The organism is Lascolabacillus massiliensis (assembly GCF_001282625.1).
Taxonomy (GTDB): Bacteria; Bacteroidota; Bacteroidia; order Bacteroidales; family Dysgonomonadaceae; genus Proteiniphilum; species Proteiniphilum massiliensis.
Window position 1 is genome coordinate 1,257,597 of sequence record NZ_CTEJ01000002.1, and the last position, 22,332, is coordinate 1,279,928.

Here is a 22,332-nt window from a genome sequence, read left to right on the forward strand (position 1 = left end):
TAATGTTAAGTTTTCAGCTAATCTACACTTCGTAACTACATTCAGAACTGATAATTCAATGAAGCAGCAAAATTCCTTGGATCAATAGGATTCAGATAACCTCCTCTATAATATGCAGTGTAACCTTTTGAATCTAGAATATTATTTACAAAAAGCTGAAGTGTAATATTTTGAATACGATAACCTGCTTTTATATTAAGAGTAGTATATCCATCAGCAATGAATGGTTTTGTGTCAGGCTGTACGTTATGACCTGGTAAAACCTTATAAGTATACTCAGCAAATGGACGCTCACCTACATAATATGCACCTGCTCCAAGTGTCAGATTTCTAAGAATACCATCAAAGAAAGTATAGTTAATCCAGCTGTTTGCCATATGATTTGCAGTATTCATAGGTTTTGAGCCTTCATGGTAATATGGACTATCATGATATGCAGCATCAAGATATGAATAACCCAATACTACATCCATATTTTTAAGCAGTTTACCAGTCATCTCCAACTCCAGTCCCTGCCTCCTCAAATTACCCGCTTTAATATAATAACCTGTATTATTACCTGCATCATTGAGAGATGCATAAGTAAGATTGTTATTTACAATATCAAACCATGTGGCATTAAACCTTAATCTGTTATTAAACCACTCAGTTTTGAATCCAACTTCAAACTGCTCCTCTTTTGAAGGTCCGACTGGTGTAGCCATATCTTCTAGAAGATTAGCAGCACCTCTTAATGAAGTTGTGGTTGTATAAGATGCAAAGAGGTTAATATTTTCAATAGGTGTAATAATAATACCGGCGAGCGGATCCCATACATTACCTCCTGTTGTTGAGACATTATTATTGCTTATACCACTGATTTGACTATATCTTAACCCCAATGATAATTTCAGATATTTGTTAAATGTAACCACTTCCTGCAAAAGCATTCCATATGCATACTCACGTGCAGTAACAGGCTCACCGTCAACCAGTGTTACAACCGGTGCTTCATTATTTATAGGCTGTAAAACATCAATGGTGTCTGTAGTAATAGAATTGGTGCTGTTAGTCGATACATCCGACCATTTGTAATCCAGACCCACATTAAAGGTATGCTTCACACTACCGGTATAAATATCCTTACCAATAAGATCAACTTGTAAAACTCCGTTCTTATCATCTCTGCTACTTCCACTGTAAACTCTTGAACGAAGATTGTAAAGTCCTGTTTGAGTCACATTTCGTAGAGGAGAAACATGTGCACCAACTTTTCTCAGATCCATATCAGATCCTGCATAAGCTACCCTCATGGTCAAATAATCATTTAGTTCGCGATTGATCTGCCCCATATATGTTAATGTATTAGTTACCTGTCTATCATTTTTATAACCCATAAACCTGTCATCAGGCATCTCAAACACATTAAATACACTATCAGCACTCAGGTTAACTGTTCCCTGATCCGGTGTTCTTGAATCATGCATAAAGTCCAGCTCCAGGGTAACTTTAGTTTTATCATCCGGATTCCATGCAAACGAAGGGTTGATATAAATTCTGTCTTTTGAAACATGGTTACGGTAACTATTACCCTGTTCATAAGCACCATTTATACGAAAAGCTGTTTTCTGAATTTTATCTGTAACAAACTGGAGATCGAATGTTGGTCTTATCTGCCCCCAACTCCCCGTTCTTATTCCTACATTTCCTGAATTTATAAACTTAGGTGTTTTTGTTGCTACATTAACTACACCTCCGGCAGATCCCAGATCATTTCCCAACCCTTGTGCAATAGCTGCTGAACCTCTTAAGACCTGAATAGTTTCAACACCCTGCATATCTGTTAGAAAACCTGTTCCCCTGAAATCTGAATGTACCCTTACTCCGTTTTTCACAACTGGTATACCCCTATATCCACGTGAAGTAAGACTCTCAGATGTATTACCGAAAGTAGCAAATGTTGTAACTCCCGGTACATTTCTCACTGCATCATTAAGCGTCAGTACACCCTGGTCATTTAGCATCTTCTGAGAAATAACTGAAATACTCTGAACTTGCTCATCAAGTCTTAGAGGTATTCTTGTAAGTGCATCCATCTTTTCTGGTCGCTCCTTTCTTACTCCAAAAACCTCAACTTCAAGCAGCACATGATTGTCTGGTTCAAGTTTAAAATCCTGCTCTACATCGTAATTGTAAAAGTTCATTTGTTTGGTTACCTTCTCATAACCAACGTAGCTTACAACCACTGTATGCTTACCAGAAGGGATATTCTCAACTGCAAAGCTTCCAGAAAGGTCGGTATCATCCCCTACTCCCAACTCTTCAAAATAAACTGTAGCACCAATAAGCGCCTCATCATCAACACCAAGAACCCTACCACTGAACATTGAGCTTTCTTGGGCGTTACTCTGTGAAAAAAGTGCAACTATACTGAATAGTAAACTAACTGTGAGTAAAAACAATTTTTTAGTCATTGTACCTTAATATTGAATTGAGCTGCAAAGTAAGTCTGAAACATTACAGATCACAATACCATATAATTACCATTTAAAAAGCAGCCAATACTCACAATTTACCATAATGTATATATTTGTATGTTTAGTGTTTTTCTGTTTATTTGAACTGATCAGCATTCATATAAATACAAATAAAAATGCACCAAAAATATTTCGGTGCATTATAATATTGAATATCAACTATATGGCTTTATATCTTATTAACCCAAGGCTTTCTTAACTGAATCTGAAAGCGGTGTAGTGGGTCGACCAATTAATTTTGATAATACTTTGCTATCATCAAACAGATCACCTTTTGAAACTCCTACATCCCAGCCTGCTATAGCTTTAGCGAAAGCTACAGGTATTCCAAATGAGGTCAATAATTCCGCATACTCACCTTCAGAAAGGTCTTTGTAGGGAATCTCCTTACCTGTCTGTCTGGATATCTCAGCTGCTAGCCCACTTAAAGTGTATGCTTCATCACCCGCCAATTCATATATCTTACCTTCATGACCTTCGTTGGTAAGAACTGCTACAATAACATCTGCATAATCTTCCCGAGTAGCAGAAGATATTTTACCATCTTTGGCGCTACCTAAAAAAGCACCTCCAGCAACTGCTCCAGGTATACTGGAAGTGTAATTCTCAGTATACCATCCATTTCTTAAAATAGTGAACTGAATACCTGAGGATTTTAATAAATTCTCCGTTTCAATATGATCTTTACCTAAGCTAAGTGAAGTTGTATCGGCATGAAGCAAGCTGGTATAAATTATCCTTTTTACACCTGCTGCTTTTGCTGCATTTATTACATTTTCGTGCTGTTTAACACGATCCATAAGTTCATTTGACGATATAAGCACCAGCTGATTGATACCTGTTAATGCATTACCCAAAGTGTCTGGTTTAGTGTAATCAAAAGCACGTGCTTCTATTCCTAAATCAGCTGCTTTCTCCGGTGAGCGGACCAATGCTACTAAATCACTGGAATTTACTCTGTTCTTTAATTTATCCACTACAAGACGGCCTAGCTGTCCGGTAGCACCTGTTATACCTGTTTTCATAAAAAATATAGCTATTACTGAATAAAATAGGTTCGTATAACCATTAATAAACTCTATATGAAACAAAAACATTCATTATAGTGTTTTACAATTTCATAAGATTAACATCATCATATAATTATGAAAACGGAAGGTAAAACTGTTACTGAGATATTAAACAATGTTCCTGAAGAAAGGAAAGAGGTATTTCAGAAACTTCACAATGTTATATTAGAAAACTTGCCAGAAGGATTTGAGGCTGCCATAAGTTATGGAGGTCTAGGTTATGTTGTTCCTCATAGAATCTATCCACCCGGTTATCATTGTAAACCGAGTGAACCTTTACCTTTTGCTAGTATAGCCTCCCAGAAACACTCTATAAACTTCTATCATATGGCAATATATGCCTTTCCTGATCTGCTTGATTGGTTTATATCAGAATATCCAAAGCATGCAAAACAAAAGCTTGATATGGGAAAGAGCTGCGTTCGGTTTAAAAAATTGGATGATATACCTTTTAAGCTAATTGGCGAATTAATGCAGAAGATCAGCGCTGAAGAGTGGATAAGATATTATGAAGAAAATTTGAAGAAGTGATAATCATAAAAAATCCGTCATCTTTTATTTTTCTCTGGTGGATACTTCTTTGATGCTTCAAACAATATCTTATTCCACCTTTCGTTACTTACTGGTTCTGGTTCTTTCTCCAACATTTCGCTCATTAGTGAACAGGCTTGAGTGGTAATACCCATATGTACGATTAAAGGTTCCTCTGTAGTCCCTAAATTGGCTGATATGGTTACTAATTCTTCCATTACTGATTACTGATTTAGCATTATCCTTACGATCTACTACTCTAATGAGAATGTTCAATTATTTGTTTTTAAGAAGTCAACAAGTCTGTTCAGATTCTATATGTCCGTTTTAAATTGTATTACCACAAACATATCAAATATTATAACACCGAACACTTTACCGAACACTTTTGACGTTTTGAGTTAAAAAAAAGTATTTGAAGACTTTCTCCCAAATCCGAAACTTAGATTAGTCAAACTTTTAATACAATTACTACATTATTTCCATGTAGTAAACAATTAGATACTGCACAGTATTCATTTATTTGAATACAAAAACAAGTGAACTTGTATGATAGCAAGCTAACTTAGAATAAAAACCCTCTTATTCTAATTTATACTATATAAATTGGGATTGTGATTTTTTTATTCTAATTTTGAGCGTGTTTTTAGAATAAAAGGTTATTCATTCTAATTTTTATGTAATATGAAAAATTACAAGTCTGGAAAGTTTGTAAATCAAGGAGGCTATAAAAGCTTTCAGCCAACATTGTTAAATAGGAAATGGGAAATTGATGATATGCAAGTCATTAGTCTATTAAGCAAAGCTGATCGTTTTCTAGGACGCTTAGATATGTATTCTGAATATGTAGACATAGACTTGTTTATTCAAATGCATATTGCAAAAGAAGCTACACAATCATCTAAGATTGAGGGAACTCAGACGAAAGTCGAAGAAGCTTTTTTAGCTAAATCAGAAATAAGTGCAGAGAAAAGAGATGATTGGGAAGAGGTTCAAAATTATATAATGGCAATGAATGAGGCTGTTGAAATGCTACACAGATTGCCTTTCTCTACTAGACTTATAAAACAGGCTCATAAAGTTCTTTTACAAGGTGTTAGAGGCCAGCATAAACAACCCGGAGAGTTTCGAAATAGTCAAAACTGGATTGGTGGAGCCACTCTTAACGATGCAATATTTATTCCTCCAGTTCACTACGAGATAGACAATTTAATGTCAGATATTGAAAAATTCGCCAATTCAGAAAATGATTTTACCCCCGACTTGATAAAAATTGCTCTAATTCATTATCAATTTGAAACAATACACCCTTTTTTAGATGGAAATGGAAGAACAGGCAGATTATTAATAACTTTATATCTTGTTTCAAAAAAAATTCTAAAGCGTCCAATTCTATATCTATCTGATTTTTTTGAACGCCATAGAACTTTATATTATGATAATTTAATGCGCGTTCGTACTCATAATGATATTAGTCAATGGTTAAAGTTTTTTCTTACAGGAGTTGTAGAAACTTCTCAAAACGGAGTAAATACATTAAGTGCGATTATGCAGTTAAAAAACTCAATTGAAAAAAGTGTTGATACTTTAGGAAAAAGAGGGATAGATGCCCGATTAATTATTGATTATATGTATAAGAAACCCATAATTTCTGCTTCTGAAATTATGAAGATTATTGATAAATCACCACAAACAATTTATAATTTACTCGCTGACTTAGAAAAGTTAGATATAATTAAAGAAATTACAGGAGCTCAAAGAAACAAATTATATGTTTTCGGAGCTTATATAGATTGCTTCAAATAATATTAGTCAATTAATTTGCTTTGAAACACTCACAAGGCACGATGGGTGTTTTTTTATGGGGGGGGGTGTGAATGTGAAAAACCGCTTTTACAACAAATGTTTCCTATTGTTTTACCAAACAAAAAAAAGCACTCATCTTTTTAATAGATAAGTGCCTTATTCAGAGAGTGATCCGAGCGGGAACACTTTTATATCTTGTAAATGATTAGTAATCAGCCCTAACTAGACTTTGCTCTTTTATGTGGTACCGAGAACGGGTTTTAATCTTTTGTCTAGTTCTGACAGCGTTCTGTCTGCATAAATTTCTATCAACAAACTTACTAATTATTAATTATATAACAAATAAAATTCTATCTAATATTTGCTTTTAGGAAAATTTATTTGATATTTATTTGGCAGACAAAACAATGTTCGTATATTTGCGAACAATAACAAAACGATCATGTCTAAAAAAGCATTAACAGAAGAACAAGAAAATCTCGCACGCATAGCTAAAGCTTTGGCGCATCCTGTGCGTATTGCTATTTTGCAGATGTTAGCTACCCAAGAATGTTGCTATCATGGTGATATGTCCGAAGTAATTCCAGTTGCAAAGAGTACCTTGTCTCAGCACCTAAAAGAACTTCGGGATGCAGGTCTTATCCAAGGCGAAATAACACTACCTAGTATCAAATATTGTATCAATCAAGAAAATTGGAGCATGGCTAAGTCTCTGTTTGGAGATTTCTTCAAAGAAATAAAAATGAATTCTGGCTCATGCTAAAAAAATTTATCATAAAAGTTCGTTAATCTACGAAATACGAAATTAATAACTATATCAGCATAAAATGAAAATATTGATTCTTTGTACAGGTAACAGTTGCCGAAGTCAGATGGCACATGGTTTTCTTCAATCTTTTGATGACAAACAGGAAGTGTACTCGGCAGGAACACAAGCCAGTGGTAAACTAAATCAGAAAGCTGTTGAAGTGATGAAGGAAATAGGAATAGATATATCCCATCACACATCAGATAGTATTGATATGTATCTTAATGATGTTTGGGATTATGTTATAACAGTCTGTGGTGGTGCTAATGAAAGTTGCCCAACATTTACAGGAAAAGTAAAGAATAGGTTGCATATCGGATTTGATGATCCATCCGATGCAAAAGGTACAGAAGAATATATTCACAGCGAGTTTATCCGCGTCCGTGATGAAATTCAAAAAGCTTTTTTAGACTTCTATAACACCAAAATAAAAGAACATGAGTAATAAAAGAATGAGTTTTCTTGATAAGAATTTAACTCTTTGGATATTTATAGCAATGACTATTGGTGTCGGATTGGGATATTTTTTCCCAACATTCGCCGAATCCGTTGATTCTCTATCAAGTGGCACAACAAATATTCCTTTAGCAATCGGATTAATCCTTATGATGTATCCTCCATTAGCTAAAGTTAATTACAAACTTCTTCCAAAGGTTTTTAAGAATGTGAAAATATTGAGTCTATCCTTATTTCTGAATTGGATAGTCAGCCCTATCTTGATGTTTATTTTGGCAATAACCTTCTTACAAGATTATCCCGAATATATGGTCGGTGTTATACTAATCGGACTTGCCCGATGCATAGCAATGGTCTTAGTTTGGAATGATTTGGCGGATGGCAATAGCGAATATGGTGCAGGGCTTGTGGCATTAAACAGTATTTTTCAAGTATTCTTATACAGTTTTTATGCATGGTTATTTATAACCAAACTTCCTCCATTGTTCGGGTTTGAAGGTGCAATCGTAGATATTTCGATTGGAACAATAGCCGAAACAGTTGCAATTTATTTGGGAATCCCTTTCCTAATGGGTATTCTAAGCAGATTGATTTTAGTAAAGGTCAAAGGTGTAAAATGGTATGAAGAAAAATTCATCCCGACTATTTCCCCACTTACTTTAATTGCATTACTATTTACCATCATATTGATGTTTAGCCTTAAAGGGGAACTGATAGTACAAATACCAATGGATGTGGTACGCATTGCCATACCTCTATTAATTTACTTTGTGGCTATGTTCTTTATCAGCTTCTTTGCTTCTAAAGCGGCAGGAGCTAGTTACGATATAAATGCTTCCGTATCATTTACCGCAGCAGGGAATAATTTTGAGTTAGCTATTGCAGTTGCTATCGGTGTTTTTGGTATTCATAGCGGACAAGCATTTGCGGGAGTAGTAGGGCCACTTGTCGAAGTGCCCGTACTCATCGCCCTTGTAAATGTTGCATTTTGGCTTAAAAAGAAATATTACTGATCATGTATAAGGCAGTATTTATAATAGATAAAATGGATTGTCCGTGTGAAGAAAATCTCATACGCCTGAAATTGGAGAATTTAGATAATATCATTCATCAAGAATATGATTTGACAAATAGGAAACTGACTATTATCTATCGGCTACCAAACCCATTGACTTGGAGACAATACCAGTCGCCATCTCAATAATGAAGAAAGCGAAGTTGATAATTAATACCGCCCACAAAGCTTTTCGTTGCTTCTTATCCTCATTATTCTGTTTCGTATATTCCGTTTCTTCATGTTCTATCAGAGTAGAGTTTAAATTCAATTCTCCAATAGCTAATTCAATAGATATTAACATAACAGCAACAGCCTATTTGAGTAAAGATATAGCCGATAAAAAGCGTGTCCTTTTCAATGGTATATTCTATACATTAGGACGTACTTTCAGTTACACAGCTTTAGGATTGGTATTTTATTTCGGGGCAAGTAAATTCTATGTAGCCAAAATGCTGCAAAATATTAGCGGTTTGTATTTAGGTATTGCCTTAATCATAATCGGCATATTGATGTTAGACGTTATCAAATTTAATATCCCAGCATTAAGCAAAATCACATCAAAGGTTAGTGAAAAGAGAATGAAGAAAAACTACCTGAACGCTTTTCTGTTAGGGGTACTATTCGCATTAGCTTTTTGTCCATACAGTGGGGTACTTTATTTCGGTGTGCTTATTCCTATGACAATTAGCAGCCCATCGGGACTACTTTTACCTCCAGTATTTGCCATAGCAACGGGATTACCTGTTATTATCATTGCTTATCTTTTGGCTTACAGTATGTCGAATGTTGGAAAGTTCTACAACAGAATGAAAAGTTTTGAAGTATGGTTCAGGCGAATTGTTTCGGCAGTATTTATCGTAGTGGGAATATATTATATAGTAACGAATATTTAATAGAGTAAGATATGGAAATAGTAGTATTAGGCACAGGTTGCCCAAATTGTAAAACAACTTATGACAGAGTTGCGAAAGTGATCGAAGGCATGGAGAACGAGCCTACTCTAAGGAAGGAGGAAGATATTTTAGAAATTGTCAAATATAATATCATGTCTCTCCCTGCTGTGGTTGTGGATGGCGAAGTTGTTATCAAAGGAATAGTGCCATCGGAAGAAGAAATTAGAAAGGTAATAACAATATAAAATAACTGAAATATGGAAGGCTTAAAATTAGATAACAGAAAAGAGATTAAGATATACGATCCTGCTTTATGCTGCCCGACTGGTCTTTGCGGAGTGAATATTGATCCTGAACTAATGCGTATCGCCGTAGTGATTGAAACCTTGAAGAAGAAAAAAGGGATAATCATAGAACGTTTTAATCTGAAAGATAATCCGCAAGTCTATGTCGATACACTAGCAGTTAATAAAATTCTAATGGAAGAAGGCTCTGACGCTATGCCTCTCACTACAATTAATGGCGAGGTGGTGTTGAAAAAAACATACCCATCCAATAAGCAAATCGCCGAATGGCTAGAGATTAACGAAGAAGAGCTAACTATCAAACAATAAATTAATAAACACAGTGTTACATCAATTTGCCTAACCGAAAAAACGGTTAGGATAGGGATTGTACACTATAAAAATAAGTAGACATGAATAAATTTAATCCGATTGACAGTATTAAAACGAAGTATGTGTTTTTTACAGGTAAAGGCGGAGTTGGTAAAACTTCTATCGCTTGTGCCACAGCAGTCAATCTTGCCGACAATGGCAAAAAAGTCCTGTTGGTAAGTACCGATCCTGCTTCTAATCTACAAGACGTTTTTAGTATTCCACTAAGCAATAAAGAAACTAAAATAAAAGAAGTTCCGAATCTTAGTGTTGTCAACCTAAACCCCGAAGAAGCGGCATACGAATATAAAGAATCGGTTATCGCTCCTTTTAGGGGCAAACTACCTGAAAATGTTATAGCCAATATGGAAGAACAGTTATCAGGTTCATGTACTGTTGAAATAGCTGCATTTAATGAGTTCTCCGATTATATTACCAATGGGGACAAACGTAAAGATTACAACTATATCATTTTTGATACAGCACCTACTGGTCATACCCTTAGAATGCTAGAGTTACCTTCTGCTTGGAATACCTTTATTGATGAAAACACTACCGGTGCATCGTGTCTTGGTCAACTGTCAGGACTAACAGATAGGAAAAAAGTATATGAGGATGCTGTTGAAACACTGAAAAATCCGACAAAGACAACTATGTTCTTTGTTTCCAGACCTGACGAAAGTCCATTGCAAGAAGTAGAGCGTTCGGCTAAAGAATTGCTTGATATAAATATTCAATCGCAACAGTTGATTATTAACGGTGTGCTGCTTGAATATGATAAAGCCGATAAAATATCCGAGCAAATATATCAGCGTCAGCAAATCGCATTAGACAATCGTTCTAGAATGCTTCTTGATATGAATACTTATATCGTTCCTCTCCGCTCGTACAATATGACAGGAGTTGATAATATACGAGCGATGTTAAGTTCTGACGAAGGCTCAGTGCTTGTTGATGCAGAAATAAGTTCAAAAGACTTTAACGGAATAAATGACATTATAGACGACTTATATAAAACAGGTAAAAGAGTCATTTTTACAATGGGTAAAGGTGGAGTAGGTAAAACTACAATAGCGGGCGAAGTTGCTCGTGGCTTGGCTCAAAAAGGGCTTAAAGTACACCTTACAACAACTGACCCTGCGAATCACTTATCATTTATTGAAACGAAGGTTGATGGCATTACAGTTAGCCATATCGATGAAAAGAAAGTATTAGCAGACTATCAAAAAAAGGTACTTGACAAAGCTCGTGAAACAATGGGCGATGCTGATCTAAGCTATATTGAAGAAGATTTACGTTCTCCATGTACACAAGAAATAGCTGTTTTCAATTCTTTTGCCGATATAGTAGCAAAAGCGGATAATGAAGTGGTTGTAATAGATACAGCACCAACAGGTCATACATTATTATTGCTTGATTCAACACAGAGCTACCATAAAGAAGTCGAAAGAACGCAGGGCACTATTTCTCCGACAGTACAGAACTTACTTCCTCGGTTAAGAAACAAAAAAGAAACAGAAGTAATTATTGTTACCCTACCCGAAACAACACCTGTATATGAAGCACATAGATTACAGGAAGATTTGCAACGTGCAGGAATAGAAAATAAATGGTGGGTAATAAATTCCAGTTTATATTTGACAGACACTCAAAGTCCATTTTTCAAAGCTAAGGCTCAAAGTGAAATCCAATGGATTAATAGAGTTAGTGAAATATCAAAAGGGAATTTTGCTGTTATTGCATGGAAACAGTGATAGAATAAGAAATTTAAATACTCAATAGGGGGAAAACCTTATTGGGTATTTTTATTATATATTCTCTTAACCTCAAAGATCATGAAAAATTACACTCAGGAACTAATAGAAGATATAAATGCAAATCTTCAAAATATTGTATTAGAGGAAAATGACGTGTTTTTCAAAGCGACCCAAGCGGTCAATATTTTAGAAAATGCCTTTAATAGTTTAAAATCATATATATCAAGCTATACATTCAAAGATGAATCTGAAGAGATAGCCTTTTTCAAGGAGATAAAACCTCAACTATTCAGTAAGCTAATCTATTACAGGAAAATCTACAGCATAGAGGTAATGCGTCCAAGTGGGAGTTTCGAGACTCAAAAAAACTATCTAAATAATGAACTAGACCGCATTAAAGGATATTTTGAGAGGAATCTTGATTTATATAAATATTATCGAACAGGCTGCAATCATCTGGATAGATTCTATTTTATGCGAGGAAAACCTGATATTCAGCTTAACTTAGATTCATTTTATTTTGAGAGAGACCCTGTATTCTCAACAAGTTTCGACTTCAAAATAGCCAAAATATTATCGAATGAAATGTTGGTTATTTATCTCAACGAAGAATTAGCTAAACTCGAATCTTATCCTATTTCATTTCAACAAGAAGTAAAACTTCCGAAAGTTAAGATGACTTGGACAGCTAAGAAAACTGAACTAGTGGAGCAACTATATTCTTGGGATACAGCAAAATGCTTCAATAATGGGAATACCAATATAAAAGAATTGGCAGAATATATTGAAACTGCTTTCAATATAAATCTTGGAGATTACTATCATACATAACCTTAACCGCCATAAACAGAAAGCAAGGGAACTGTTGACATGCGAAGAAGGAATTTATCATCGAAGTCAGCGTGCTATAGAACCGGAGTCAGTGTTCGGCCAAACTAAATCCAACAAACACTACAATAGGTTCAGACACTTTAACAAAGACAAGGTTTTGATGGACTTTGCAATCTTCGCTATCGCGTTTAACCTCGGAAAACTACACTTGAAGGGATTAGCCGATAAAGAAATACTCTGTTTTTTGGAGAAATATGGGCAAAAAGGAGATATTATTCTGTTTTTTATAAAAATAGAGATCAACTCTAAAAGTTTCTCATCAATTAATAACAACAATCAGAAAATAGCAGCATAAAAAATTAAAAAAGGAGCTGTCCTTTTGGAACAGCCCCCTTATTCAGAGAGTGATCCGAGCGGGATTCGAACCCACGACCCACAGCTTAGAAGGCTAAACCTAATATTTTTCGATATTTATTGTTGCATTTTACATGTCTGATTATTTGTATATTATAAAATACGCATAAAACATAACGCTTGATATATTTGGTTATTTATCGTTGTATAGGTACATTTGTTTTCCCATTGTTTTCCCATACTTACTAAATAATTAATTACGACTATGGAAAATCTAAACAAAGTACCTAAAAAAACAAATGCTTTCAAGTACAAGAACAGAAATATATCGGTGTGTTTAACGAGAAAATACAGAAATAAAGATGACGTTGAAGCACCAATTTTTTGGCGAGTAACATACGAAAGAAGACATAAATACTATTATTCAGGTTTTGAATTTGAGATAAAAGAATGGGATGAATTCATTAATAGAGACTTGAAAAAACATAAACTTACAAAACAAACTCTAAACAATTATTTAGCTCTATCATTAAAACCCGCAATTAACGCATTAGCTGAAATAAATGAGTTTTCATTTGAGGCATTAGATAATATCTTAAAAAAGCCTTTATCAGAAACAGTAAATGAAGCTTTTCAAAACAAGATAACAGCGTTAGAAAACGAATATAAAGTTGGAAATGCATCTATATACAGAACAACCTTAAAAGCTTTGATGAGATTCAAGCACTATTCTCTAAAAAAGAAAAAGGCTGATAAAATTCAATTCATTCAAACCTGTATTGAACAAAAGCATATAACTATCGGAAGTAATGTACTAACTGTTGAAGAAGAAATATCCTTTGATGAGATAACACCTAAATTTTTAAATGAATGCGAGAAATTCTGGGAGAAAACAGAAGTTTCTTATGCAACCATGGGAATATATATGAGAACGTTAAGGGCAATAATCAACAATAAAGATGGGGATAAACCATATATTGAGGGTAGCAAATATCCATTTGGAGTAAATAACGGGAAGTACGAAATACCAGCAGGAGGCAGAAAAGAGATTGCAATGCCAATAGAAGATATTTGGAAAATTGAGAATTTTAAGACAGATAATCCAGCCCTGGCAACAGCACGTGATATATTTGTATTTATGTTTTACTGCAATGGTCTTAATTTTGGAGACCTTTGCCGACTAACTTATAAGAATATTGATGCACCAAGAAATGAGATAATTTTTGAACGAAAAAAGACATTAAGAAAAGGAGAGGAACCAACTTATATTTATGTTCCTATTTTACCTCCAATGATTGAGATCATAAATAGACAAGGCAATGATTCACAAGAAGGGTATATTTTCCCATTTTTAAATGGTATTGAGCCTACAGAAAATAATGAAAATTTAATAAAAAGAGAGACCAGACTGAAATTAGAACCTATAAACTCCTCTCTTAAGAATATAGCAAATGAATTATCATTAGATCCAGAAATTTCAACTTCATATACAAGGAATAGCTATATAACTCATCTAACAAGTGAATTATTAATCAATCCGATAGTTGTTAAAAAGATGGTAGGTCATAGCACAAAAAAAGATGTCACTGCTGGATATGTTAACTTAACAGTGAAAAAGAGAAGAGAGATTAATTTGAAATTAATTAATCCGGAGAAAAAATACAATACGATTAATTCAGTAGGAGTAACTGGATAATAAGAGTAAATTATTTCCTTATAATCATAATTGAAATTACACAAATCATGATTCCTGAAATTATACCGGTTAAAAACAATTTGGATTTAAGCTGGGTACCAGGATTAGATTTAGATTTTAACGTTTTATTCTCCTCCTTCATCGCCTCTACTATAAGTTGAAGATTGATGTTTTTTGTGGTCAAGTGAGTGTTTTCAATTGAAGCTTCCCGGAGCAGAACCTCATATTGATTGAGAGTTTTTTCTAGCTGGGAGTTGCTTCTAGTAATTATCTCGGATGATATTGGAGGTTTTTGAGTTACAGGATTGATTGGCTGGGTCGTGTCATAATTAATTTCATATGTTGAGATCTCACTTTTCAGGTTGAAGTTTTCTTCTTCAAAGCGATTTAATTCGCTTTGTAAAGAAAAGATTTGAATTTCTTTTTGTGTGATTACCTCTTCCAACACAAGGACTGCAGAGCTGTCAGACCTGTAATAGATCTCCTCTGTTATTACTTGTTTTGGTTTACAAGAAATGAAAAGCAGAGGAACAATAAACAGTATTTTATATTTTAGCGGTACCATTTCCTAATTTTTAGAAATTCTTATTGCATTTAAAAACAATCTGTAATATTTTGCAATGAGGCTTGCCCGGTCCAATCCGTTAACAATTCTCCTGGCATTAATAGGATCCTCCTTATGATTATTGAAATAGTTTTCAAGAGAAACACCGGTGAAGTCGCCACGATTAGAAATACCGCGAGTCATACCTTCAATCATAATTCTCGCAGAAATTTCAGGTTCCAGTGCTAATTCAGGATATTTCAATAATGGGTAATTCAAAAGTTTACCCATCAACTCGTAGTTCTCGTACCATGTGAGTTGAACATCACCACGACCATAATAAAGCCTATCCGGGAAAGTGTATACCGTGCGATCATGTTTAAGTTTTTTTCCATAAGGTCTGCCGGCACCTTTTCCGACTTCCTCAACCGGTTGCATTTCACCTCCTGTTTCGTGTAATACAGTGGCAAGCATATAAGCTCTCCATCGATCATCAACAATATCATAAATATCAAAAGCTGTTAGTTTAGTTTCTACACCTCTTTTTTGATGAGGCGTAAGCCTGCCAAAAAAGAGAGTTTTTGAGATTATCTTAAAAAAAACACCTTTATCCATAAAGATTATTTTTTCACATCACGTTTAAAAGTTCCAAATGGAGGTTTCCTGACCTCGCAATCAACTACTGAGCAATAGTGATAATCGCTGTCTTTACGCCATTCCAGCTCTCTCTTAACAATCTTCTCAAGTCCTGTAATACGCCTGTGATCCTCTGTTCTCTGCAATTGCAAAAACTCAAGATCCTTTTTTAGCTTGTTGTTGATGCTGTCCTTCTCCCTTACCATCTTCAGCAGGCTTTCAGAGTTTGTCTCATTATAAGAGTTCATCTTCTCCATGTGGGCAACAGTACGCTCCAGTAGTCCCATCATCTCCGATGCTGCAGATGCATCCTCTCTTTTTGCCATTGCTTCGGATTGTATTGCCTCGCTCTTCTTTATACGCCTTATCTCTTTCCTGTTTACAATCCTGGAGATAAATCCTCCCAGAGCTCCACCACCTAAAATGGTGCTGATTGTTCCTATCAGCTCGTAATTGATATTTAGTAACTGGTTCATCACATTTTCATAGTTAAAACGAACCGCCCCCGGGTTAAAAGGAGCGGTTCAGAGTTAATTAAAAAAATAAGAATACAGGGTTATGCATCAGGTAACTTAAAGCAACCCATATACATGCTGTCAGATATCAGCTTGCCATCATCTGAAACGAAGCCAATATAGACTTCAAGCTCATCGCCCAGCCAGTGATCATGGAAATCAACTCCGGTATAACCTCTTGATCTGGTTTCCCCATTAACATCCACAATTACTTCATCTTTGGTTTTGTTGTAAAGCAGTACTATTGCGTAGTCATCTGAAGAACCGTTGGCCAGAGGCTTCGGATCCCAGCCAATTGCAATCTCGCCATTATCAATCATCGCCTCACACAATAGTGGTTTGTAAAGAGGACCTCTTGAGATCATCACCTTTTCATAATCTATCTCATATTCTCCATCCTGGCCGATAACTGCATTATGAATATGATATGACATCGCAGCATTGATTGCGGTCTGATTATTTGCAAAGTTCCTGAAACCAATATTTAAGATTGGTGTGAACTTGGTAAGGAATTTAATAACTGTTGCAAACTTACTCCTCTGGTTCACCTGAGCCGGTGTCCTTGGATTTCTAACGCTTGCCGGAAGACTTCTGATGTAGTCGATACTCTTCCAGCTTGCTCCAACTACGGAGCCCACTTTTCCGGAGAAACCTCCGAGAATACCTTTTTTAATAGTACCCATAATTTGTAATCTTTAAAATGTTAAACTAATTAGACTTGGTACGAACATGGTACGGCCATGGTCCGGACTTATATGGATAAGTACCAACTCCTTCAAGCAATTAAAATGATTAAATATGAGAGCTAAAAATATCGGTTAATTTTGCTTTGATTTGCTCAATTTTACTTCGATTTGCGTCAATTTGCCTTAACAGGTGTAAGGTCAATGAAAGGGAAAGGATAAACTGCAATCATAGCGTATAGCACCATGGCGTCGTTATATTAGGCAAGGTTTTTCAGGAAAATACTATTTATGCGCCAGCATAATTGGAGATTTTCTTGAAAACACGAAGTGCCTGACCTTGACGTAATATAAAAGACAACCTACCTTTGCTATGATTTCATTTATCCGGAAGGTAGTAACTTGAATGTATTTTTTAAAACATATACAGGACTAGCAATTGTTAATTCTTTCTTCTGAAAAAGAACCATTTACAACGTTATAATAAGTGATGTCTGAATTTGTAAGAATAGTGAACATTTCATCATATAGATCTGGGCTGGGGTTTTCCTTAATATATTTATCATACCTCTCTTTAACATCATACGTAATCTGATAAGTTAAATACAGATCCTCTTCATTAAAATCAGGTTTTCGGTTCCAAAGATAACTATCAATACACTCAAAGAAGGATTCACTACAATCTGAATCCTCAATATTTATCACTCTATCCAATGGGAATTTGAAACCCGCTTCAAGTACCATATTCATTAAAGAATAAATAGGAACAGTCAAATCTGTAGTGCTGAGCAAATGCTTTAAATAATCACCTGCATCAAAAGAAGTACCGATATGAATCCACAAAGGATTCTTTAGAGAGTAGAGATTAAAAGAAAACCTCAACAAACCTTTATCAAATCGTTGAATCATTATATCACGTGATAAAGTGACTTTATTGAAATGGCATGATTTATTTAACATAATAGTTGTAATTACTTCCTCAAAGTTACAATTTCCTCAACAATAATAGAAGGAATAAGGGTATGAATACAGACTTAAAAAAATCAAGCACCTGTTAAGGTGCATTAGATTTGCGAAGCAAAACTAATAATTGAAATAGACAAGTTAAATCAAAAGAATGGAAAAACAACAAAGTAATTTAACAATACAATGACACACATAAGCCTCGCAAGCGAAGCGCAGAGACGTAAAATACTGATACGGCCAAACGAACAAAACAGGTGCTGAATATTAAACAAAAAGGATTTAAAACTGCAATAAAAAAACTATAACTATCGGACACAAAAAATTTATCCCAAGAATGTTTAACTGCAATGGAAAAAAACAGGTTATCCGAACGAAGCGAAAGAATTTATTCTTTTGCGTAGTGAGAGGCGCGAGCCGACGCGAGTGGAGCGAGGGTGTGGGCAGGAAGAAGCGCGAGGATACGAGCGCGCCTGACGACTACTGTGATCAGCAGGCTTGGCGGACTTTTTGTTTAATCCTGCAGGGAGGAAAAGGACATTCAGAGAGAAAGGAGGAACGACTGACTCTCTGAATGAAACCTTTGACGTTAAATTACCAGGCTGTGACTATGAAATGAACGAAGGAGTAATTTGAAGCGAAGCATGAGCCAAATTATGACGGAGAGAATGGAATAATCACAGAAAGCGACTAAGGTACAAAAGGCAAGAATCAAGATTGGCAGAGAGATACGAAATATATAATAATAAAAAACTACCAGAAAGGTAATAAATAAGGGATGGAGTATCTACAAAAAGTGTGACAAGCCGGGCAGCCCGAGCGACCCGCAGGCGAGCACAAACACTGAGTGGCGTCTGCACCCCTTTATAAAAAATGTATGAGCGAAGCGAATACCTTAAAGGGGATTCAAGGGGGGCAGAGAGAGCCACGAGTGACGACCGAGTGAGCGTCATGCAATAAAACAAACAGACGCGTCACGATGAGCACCTACTGGAGCGCAAGAGTGACTGCGGATGTGGTATGTGCAAGGGTGTTAGAGAAAATACTACCCGAAGGGTGGAGATTTTCTCTAACACCCGCCAGGGCTTGCCCTTGCACATATGTTTTATTGCATTAAGTGAACGACGGAGGAACACCTTATAACCTGTTTTTGTTTAATTGGTACACCTTTACAATATCCAGGAAAAGTAACTTGAAAGCCTGAATGTTTTGCTACAAATTATTGAATTACATTGATTAACATCCGGGTAAATATAGAAACCGCACGAAAAAATGCTAAACTAAACTTGATAATTGTGTAAGACAATAAATTAATAAATACAAACATACAGGTACAAATTATGGCTTACTATATATAGAAAAGGTTGTGATAAATCATATTTCAACATTTTGAATGTTGAAAGCAATCATACCTGTAAATAGATTAAACAAATAGACTGTTAACTATCCTACACTGGTAGTTGTGGCGGATTTTTTGTTTACCACGATAGGTCTAAACACCCCAAGGCTGTGTGATAGCGTAAGGGCTGTTTTGGAAGCGAAGCGGACAAAAATGCACTGAAGCGTTTAATTCACACAGCAAATGCTACGGTAGCGAATGGAATAATCCCGGGAGAAGTGACGCGAAGCGTCGCTCTAAGGGATTATGGAATGAGCGGAATGGAGCGATTGCGGTGTGGGTGGAGGGAGCCTGCGACCAGAACGCACAGGGCAAGAGCGGTGGTAGGAACAGGTCGGAAGCGATGCGGTGTGGATGACGGGAGCGACAGCGACCAAATGCACACTGCAATGGAGCGGAGGTGACTATTGGGAATAGCGATGCGGTGTGAGAGGAGTGATTGACGCCGGACACCGCAAGGTGTCCAGCGAATGAGCGGAAAGAACACTGCAAAGCGACGTTGGAAAAGATGGACTACAGTTAATATCCGGGATGGTATATCTACAAAAAGTGTGACACAACGGTTAAAGGATAAATTATAAATTAGCCTGTTTAAATTGACAATTAAGGTTAAATGTTTAAATTTGTAATAATATGAAGAACTCAAGAGCAATATTATTATCAATAATTCTATTTATTATCCCATCATGTGGATCATCGGAAATATTAGAACCAGAATCAACCGAAGAAGAGAAGGAAAACGACATTGGAATTGAATACCCTGATTGGGAAGAAGACAATGATACGACTACAATAAATCTTACACCAAGTTCTAAGCTTAAGATTAGGTATTAATCAACTACACTTCAACTGTAAGTATTTCATTGATATCAGTAGTATAGTGAGGAGAGAGATGAGCCTGTTTCATCTTATGCTTCCGCTCGTCTTGTGAAGCCAGCCTTACAACATCACGATGATACTTATCGTTAAGTTTATCGATTACCTCCATCAGTTTTTTGTGTTTTGGATCAGAATTAAAGAAAAGTGAGGGCTGGTAAACACTCGCATCAACAAAATCAGTAAGCAATACCCCACCCCGTTTATAATACAGGTTATTTTTGAATATCTGTTTTAAGCCTTCATTAGCAAACTTCACCATTTCAAGAGTAGAGTTAGTCGGGAAAGCCAATTTAATCTGTATAGATGGGTAATACTGCGTTTCATGCTCCTTAAAAGGATTGGTACCAATGAAAACAATTAATCGTTTACAGAAAGAATTCTGTTCTCGTAATTTCTCGGCACTCATAGAAGTAAAAGTTGTTATACGTTCACGTACTTCGTCAAAAGAACGAAGATCAGTTTCGAATGTTCTAGAAGTACCAATAGATTTCTTCTTTTCAGGCTCAACCATTTCGATAGTTGGAATACCTTTCAAATCCTTTTGCAAGTTCAACCCGGTAATGGTCATATTCTTTCTTACCCAGGCTTCAGAGAGATTCACAAAGTCAATAGCTTTATAAGCACCAATAGCATAAAGCTTCTTAGCATTTCTTCTACCTACGCCCCATATATCCTCAACCTTAAGCCATTTCAGAGCTTTAATGCGCTTCTCTTCCGTATCAATGACATAACTACCACCAGTCTCATTTGGAAACTTCTTTGCAATCCTGTTGGCCAGTTTAGCCAGGGCTTTAGTAGGAGCAGTTCCAATACTTATTGGTATACCGGTACCTTTTTCAATCCTTGCTTTCATTTCAAGACCATACTTCTGCAGGTCCACATTAATACCCTCCAGATTCAGGAAACACTCATCAATAGAATAAATCTCCTGGTGAGGACTGTAATTTGATAATAGAGACATTACACGTCTGCTCATATCACCATAGAGAGGGAAGTTGGCCGAAAACACTTTAACCTTGTATCTTCGAAATAGATGCTCATACTCGAACGCAGGTGCCCCCATAGGTATGCCAATTGCTTTAGCCTCATTTGACCTTGCAATAACACAACCATCGTTGTTGCTTAAAACAACAACTGGTATTCCGATTAGAGTAGGATTGAATACTCTTTCACAGGAAGCGTAAAAGTTATTACAGTCTATAAGTGCGTACATCTATATTTTCGGCTATACTTATATTTGTTTTTGTTTCTTGCCTATAATTGGTTAATTTTGTTTTTCTCAATTGATAGAAAAATCACAATCAGGGTGTCTAGAAAATAATTGATTTATTTTCATTTAATATATGGTAGTAATTAACGATGAAGTCTGAAGGCATTCCACTTCATCGTTTTTTTGTGTCAATGTTTACGTATAGAATACTTTACCACTCCCCATATAGTCACACCCTGTTCATAGTTCACCTCTAATAATGGGAAGTCCTTATTCGAAGGAACCAGGAAGCACTTACCATCTTTCATTTTAATACGCTTCAATGTAAATTCACCATCGATAAAACAAAGAGCGATTTTATTTTCTTCCCACTCTAAGCTTTTATCAATAATCAGAAGATCTCCATCACTAAAATCATTACCCATAGAACTACCCGATACCCTTGCAAAGAATGTAGTTTCTTTATGATCTACCAGCAGTTCATCCAAACTTATATAGTCGTGGAAGAAGTCATCCGCAGGAGAAGGGAAGCCAGCCTGAACATTACCTATGTACGGGTACTTCTGCTCAGAACTCTCAGGTTGAATAAGTTCTATTTTTTGGGTGTTTAGTTGCTTTTTCATTCCAGCAAATTTACTCTATTTTCAGATCAGTTTTTCCAAGATTTGAAAATTTAAGATACATACAATAAGATTTGATAAGTATAAATAAAATAGTTAATTTTGAGAAATATCAAACTTAAAGACCATGAGTGCAGATACTTTTAGACTAATTTCAGCAATTGTAATAATCGTAAGTTTACTATTAATTATCTTTTTCACAATAGAAGCGAGATGGAGATCATTAAGGGCTCATAAGAGAAGTCCCGAAGTGAGAGAGAGGTATAAAACAATGATCCTGCAGTATAAACCAAAGAAACATAACTCAAAAACAACTCATACCGACACATCCATTAAATAGTTGTATTAAGCCATAACTCAATGGATGCCACGATGAGGATTACGCAAGTAATTCTCATCGTTTATTTTATCAATGGTATTAAAGAGATGAGGAAAAACGCTCGCGAAGCGAC

Annotated in this window: 24 protein-coding genes and 1 pseudogene; 14 read left to right on the plus strand and 11 right to left on the minus strand. The window is 35.7% G+C overall.

The features are described 5' to 3' along the window. Positions 1-41 precede the first annotated feature (41 nt). Together BN1354_RS10080 and BN1354_RS10085 are read right to left on the minus strand one after the other, a co-directional pair. Positions 42-2,453 carry a TonB-dependent receptor gene (locus BN1354_RS10080; RefSeq protein ID WP_053827014.1) on the minus strand — a complete coding sequence of 804 codons (2,412 nt, stop codon included), beginning with the start codon at positions 2,451-2,453 and terminating at the stop codon, positions 42-44. 242 nt (positions 2,454-2,695) lie between these two features. After that, a complete protein-coding gene (locus BN1354_RS10085) occupies positions 2,696-3,541 on the minus strand; it encodes an SDR family oxidoreductase (protein ID WP_053827268.1) in 846 nt (281 codons plus the stop codon). Positions 3,542-3,661: 120 nt separating this feature from the next. Between BN1354_RS10085 and BN1354_RS10090 the strand changes: the two genes are divergently transcribed. Then, the gene (locus BN1354_RS10090; protein ID WP_053827015.1) at positions 3,662-4,117 is read left to right on the plus strand and encodes a DUF1801 domain-containing protein; all 456 of its coding nucleotides are present in this window, start codon (positions 3,662-3,664) and stop codon (positions 4,115-4,117) included. Between the two features lie 84 nt (positions 4,118-4,201). Here BN1354_RS10090 and BN1354_RS10095 read toward each other — a convergent pair whose 3' ends face one another. Next, positions 4,202-4,393, minus strand: coding sequence for a hypothetical protein (locus tag BN1354_RS10095; protein ID WP_154904852.1), 192 nt, complete (start codon positions 4,391-4,393; stop codon positions 4,202-4,204). 408 nt (positions 4,394-4,801) lie between these two features. Between BN1354_RS10095 and BN1354_RS10100 the strand changes: the two genes are divergently transcribed. The 4 genes from BN1354_RS10100 to arsB all read left to right on the plus strand — a co-directional run bounded on the left by BN1354_RS10100 (position 4,802) and on the right by arsB (position 8,200). Then, positions 4,802-5,923 (plus strand): Fic family protein, encoded by a 1,122-nt coding sequence (locus BN1354_RS10100; RefSeq protein WP_053827016.1) that lies wholly within the window; start codon positions 4,802-4,804, stop codon positions 5,921-5,923. Between the two features lie 442 nt (positions 5,924-6,365). Then, positions 6,366-6,686: an ArsR/SmtB family transcription factor gene (locus tag BN1354_RS10105; RefSeq protein WP_053827017.1), complete on the plus strand. Its 321-nt coding sequence runs from the start codon at positions 6,366-6,368 to the stop codon at positions 6,684-6,686. Between the two features lie 64 nt (positions 6,687-6,750). Next, a complete protein-coding gene (locus BN1354_RS10110) occupies positions 6,751-7,176 on the plus strand; it encodes an arsenate reductase ArsC (RefSeq protein WP_053827018.1) in 426 nt (141 codons plus the stop codon). Beyond that, positions 7,169-8,200, plus strand: a complete 1,032-nt coding sequence (gene arsB, locus BN1354_RS10115) for an ACR3 family arsenite efflux transporter (RefSeq protein WP_053827019.1) — start codon at positions 7,169-7,171, stop codon at positions 8,198-8,200. Before BN1354_RS10110 ends, arsB begins: the two co-directional genes overlap by 8 nt. A gap of 132 nt (positions 8,201-8,332) precedes the next feature. Here the strand turns inward: arsB and BN1354_RS12170 are convergent, their stop codons facing one another. Then, a complete protein-coding gene (locus tag BN1354_RS12170; RefSeq protein WP_231623103.1) occupies positions 8,333-8,545 on the minus strand; it encodes a hypothetical protein in 213 nt (70 codons plus the stop codon). Between the two features lie 16 nt (positions 8,546-8,561). On the opposite strand from BN1354_RS12170, the gene BN1354_RS10125 reads away from it, so the two are divergent. The 7 genes and pseudogenes from BN1354_RS10125 (at position 8,562) to BN1354_RS10155 (ending at position 14,431) form a co-directional block, all read left to right on the plus strand. After that, positions 8,562-9,137 carry an aromatic aminobenezylarsenical efflux permease ArsG family transporter gene (locus tag BN1354_RS10125; RefSeq protein ID WP_231623104.1) on the plus strand — a complete coding sequence of 192 codons (576 nt, stop codon included), beginning with the start codon at positions 8,562-8,564 and terminating at the stop codon, positions 9,135-9,137. 11 nt (positions 9,138-9,148) lie between these two features. Further along, positions 9,149-9,382: a thioredoxin family protein gene (locus tag BN1354_RS10130; RefSeq protein WP_053827021.1), complete on the plus strand. Its 234-nt coding sequence runs from the start codon at positions 9,149-9,151 to the stop codon at positions 9,380-9,382. Positions 9,383-9,394: 12 nt separating this feature from the next. Continuing rightward, entirely contained in the window at positions 9,395-9,751 is a 357-nt protein-coding gene (arsD, locus tag BN1354_RS10135; protein ID WP_053827022.1) for an arsenite efflux transporter metallochaperone ArsD, read from the plus strand. An 83-nt stretch (positions 9,752-9,834) separates the two neighbouring features. Further along, a complete protein-coding gene (gene arsA, locus BN1354_RS10140) occupies positions 9,835-11,547 on the plus strand; it encodes an arsenical pump-driving ATPase (protein ID WP_053827023.1) in 1,713 nt (570 codons plus the stop codon). Between the two features lie 81 nt (positions 11,548-11,628). Beyond that, positions 11,629-12,381, plus strand: coding sequence for an RteC domain-containing protein (locus tag BN1354_RS10145; protein ID WP_053827024.1), 753 nt, complete (start codon positions 11,629-11,631; stop codon positions 12,379-12,381). After that, a pseudogene (locus BN1354_RS10150) lies at positions 12,365-12,736 on the plus strand (transposase); the annotation flags it as partial. The gene BN1354_RS10145 and the pseudogene BN1354_RS10150, both read left to right, overlap by 17 nt. A 264-nt stretch (positions 12,737-13,000) precedes the next feature. Then, positions 13,001-14,431 (plus strand): phage integrase SAM-like domain-containing protein, encoded by a 1,431-nt coding sequence (locus BN1354_RS10155; RefSeq protein WP_053827026.1) that lies wholly within the window; start codon positions 13,001-13,003, stop codon positions 14,429-14,431. A 10-nt stretch (positions 14,432-14,441) separates the two neighbouring features. On the opposite strand, the gene BN1354_RS10160 is transcribed toward BN1354_RS10155, so the two are convergent. From BN1354_RS10160 to BN1354_RS10180, 5 genes are all read right to left on the minus strand, one after another. After that, positions 14,442-14,996: a hypothetical protein gene (locus tag BN1354_RS10160; RefSeq protein WP_053827027.1), complete on the minus strand. Its 555-nt coding sequence runs from the start codon at positions 14,994-14,996 to the stop codon at positions 14,442-14,444. Positions 14,997-14,999: 3 nt separating this feature from the next. Further along, a complete protein-coding gene (locus BN1354_RS10165) occupies positions 15,000-15,590 on the minus strand; it encodes a lysozyme family protein (protein ID WP_053827028.1) in 591 nt (196 codons plus the stop codon). A 5-nt stretch (positions 15,591-15,595) separates the two neighbouring features. Continuing rightward, on the minus strand, positions 15,596-16,087 hold the full coding sequence (locus BN1354_RS10170; protein ID WP_045090584.1) for a hypothetical protein: 492 nt from the start codon (positions 16,085-16,087) through the stop codon (positions 15,596-15,598). 80 nt (positions 16,088-16,167) lie between these two features. Continuing rightward, positions 16,168-16,809, minus strand: coding sequence for a DUF6266 family protein (locus BN1354_RS10175; RefSeq protein ID WP_053827029.1), 642 nt, complete (start codon positions 16,807-16,809; stop codon positions 16,168-16,170). A 432-nt stretch (positions 16,810-17,241) separates the two neighbouring features. Next, positions 17,242-17,769 carry a hypothetical protein gene (locus BN1354_RS10180; protein WP_154904854.1) on the minus strand — a complete coding sequence of 176 codons (528 nt, stop codon included), beginning with the start codon at positions 17,767-17,769 and terminating at the stop codon, positions 17,242-17,244. A 2,035-nt stretch (positions 17,770-19,804) separates the two neighbouring features. Between BN1354_RS10180 and BN1354_RS10190 the strand changes: the two genes are divergently transcribed. Next, complete coding sequence (locus tag BN1354_RS10190; RefSeq protein WP_053827032.1) at positions 19,805-20,005, plus strand: hypothetical protein; 201 nt, start codon at positions 19,805-19,807, stop codon at positions 20,003-20,005. A gap of 4 nt (positions 20,006-20,009) precedes the next feature. Here BN1354_RS10190 and BN1354_RS10195 read toward each other — a convergent pair whose 3' ends face one another. Next, positions 20,010-21,263 (minus strand): Y-family DNA polymerase, encoded by a 1,254-nt coding sequence (locus BN1354_RS10195; protein WP_053827033.1) that lies wholly within the window; start codon positions 21,261-21,263, stop codon positions 20,010-20,012. 185 nt (positions 21,264-21,448) lie between these two features. After that, a complete protein-coding gene (locus BN1354_RS10200; RefSeq protein ID WP_053827034.1) occupies positions 21,449-21,883 on the minus strand; it encodes a LexA family protein in 435 nt (144 codons plus the stop codon). A 124-nt stretch (positions 21,884-22,007) separates the two neighbouring features. On the opposite strand from BN1354_RS10200, the gene BN1354_RS10205 reads away from it, so the two are divergent. Next, positions 22,008-22,220 (plus strand): hypothetical protein, encoded by a 213-nt coding sequence (locus BN1354_RS10205; RefSeq protein ID WP_053827035.1) that lies wholly within the window; start codon positions 22,008-22,010, stop codon positions 22,218-22,220. Positions 22,221-22,332: the final 112 nt, after the last annotated feature.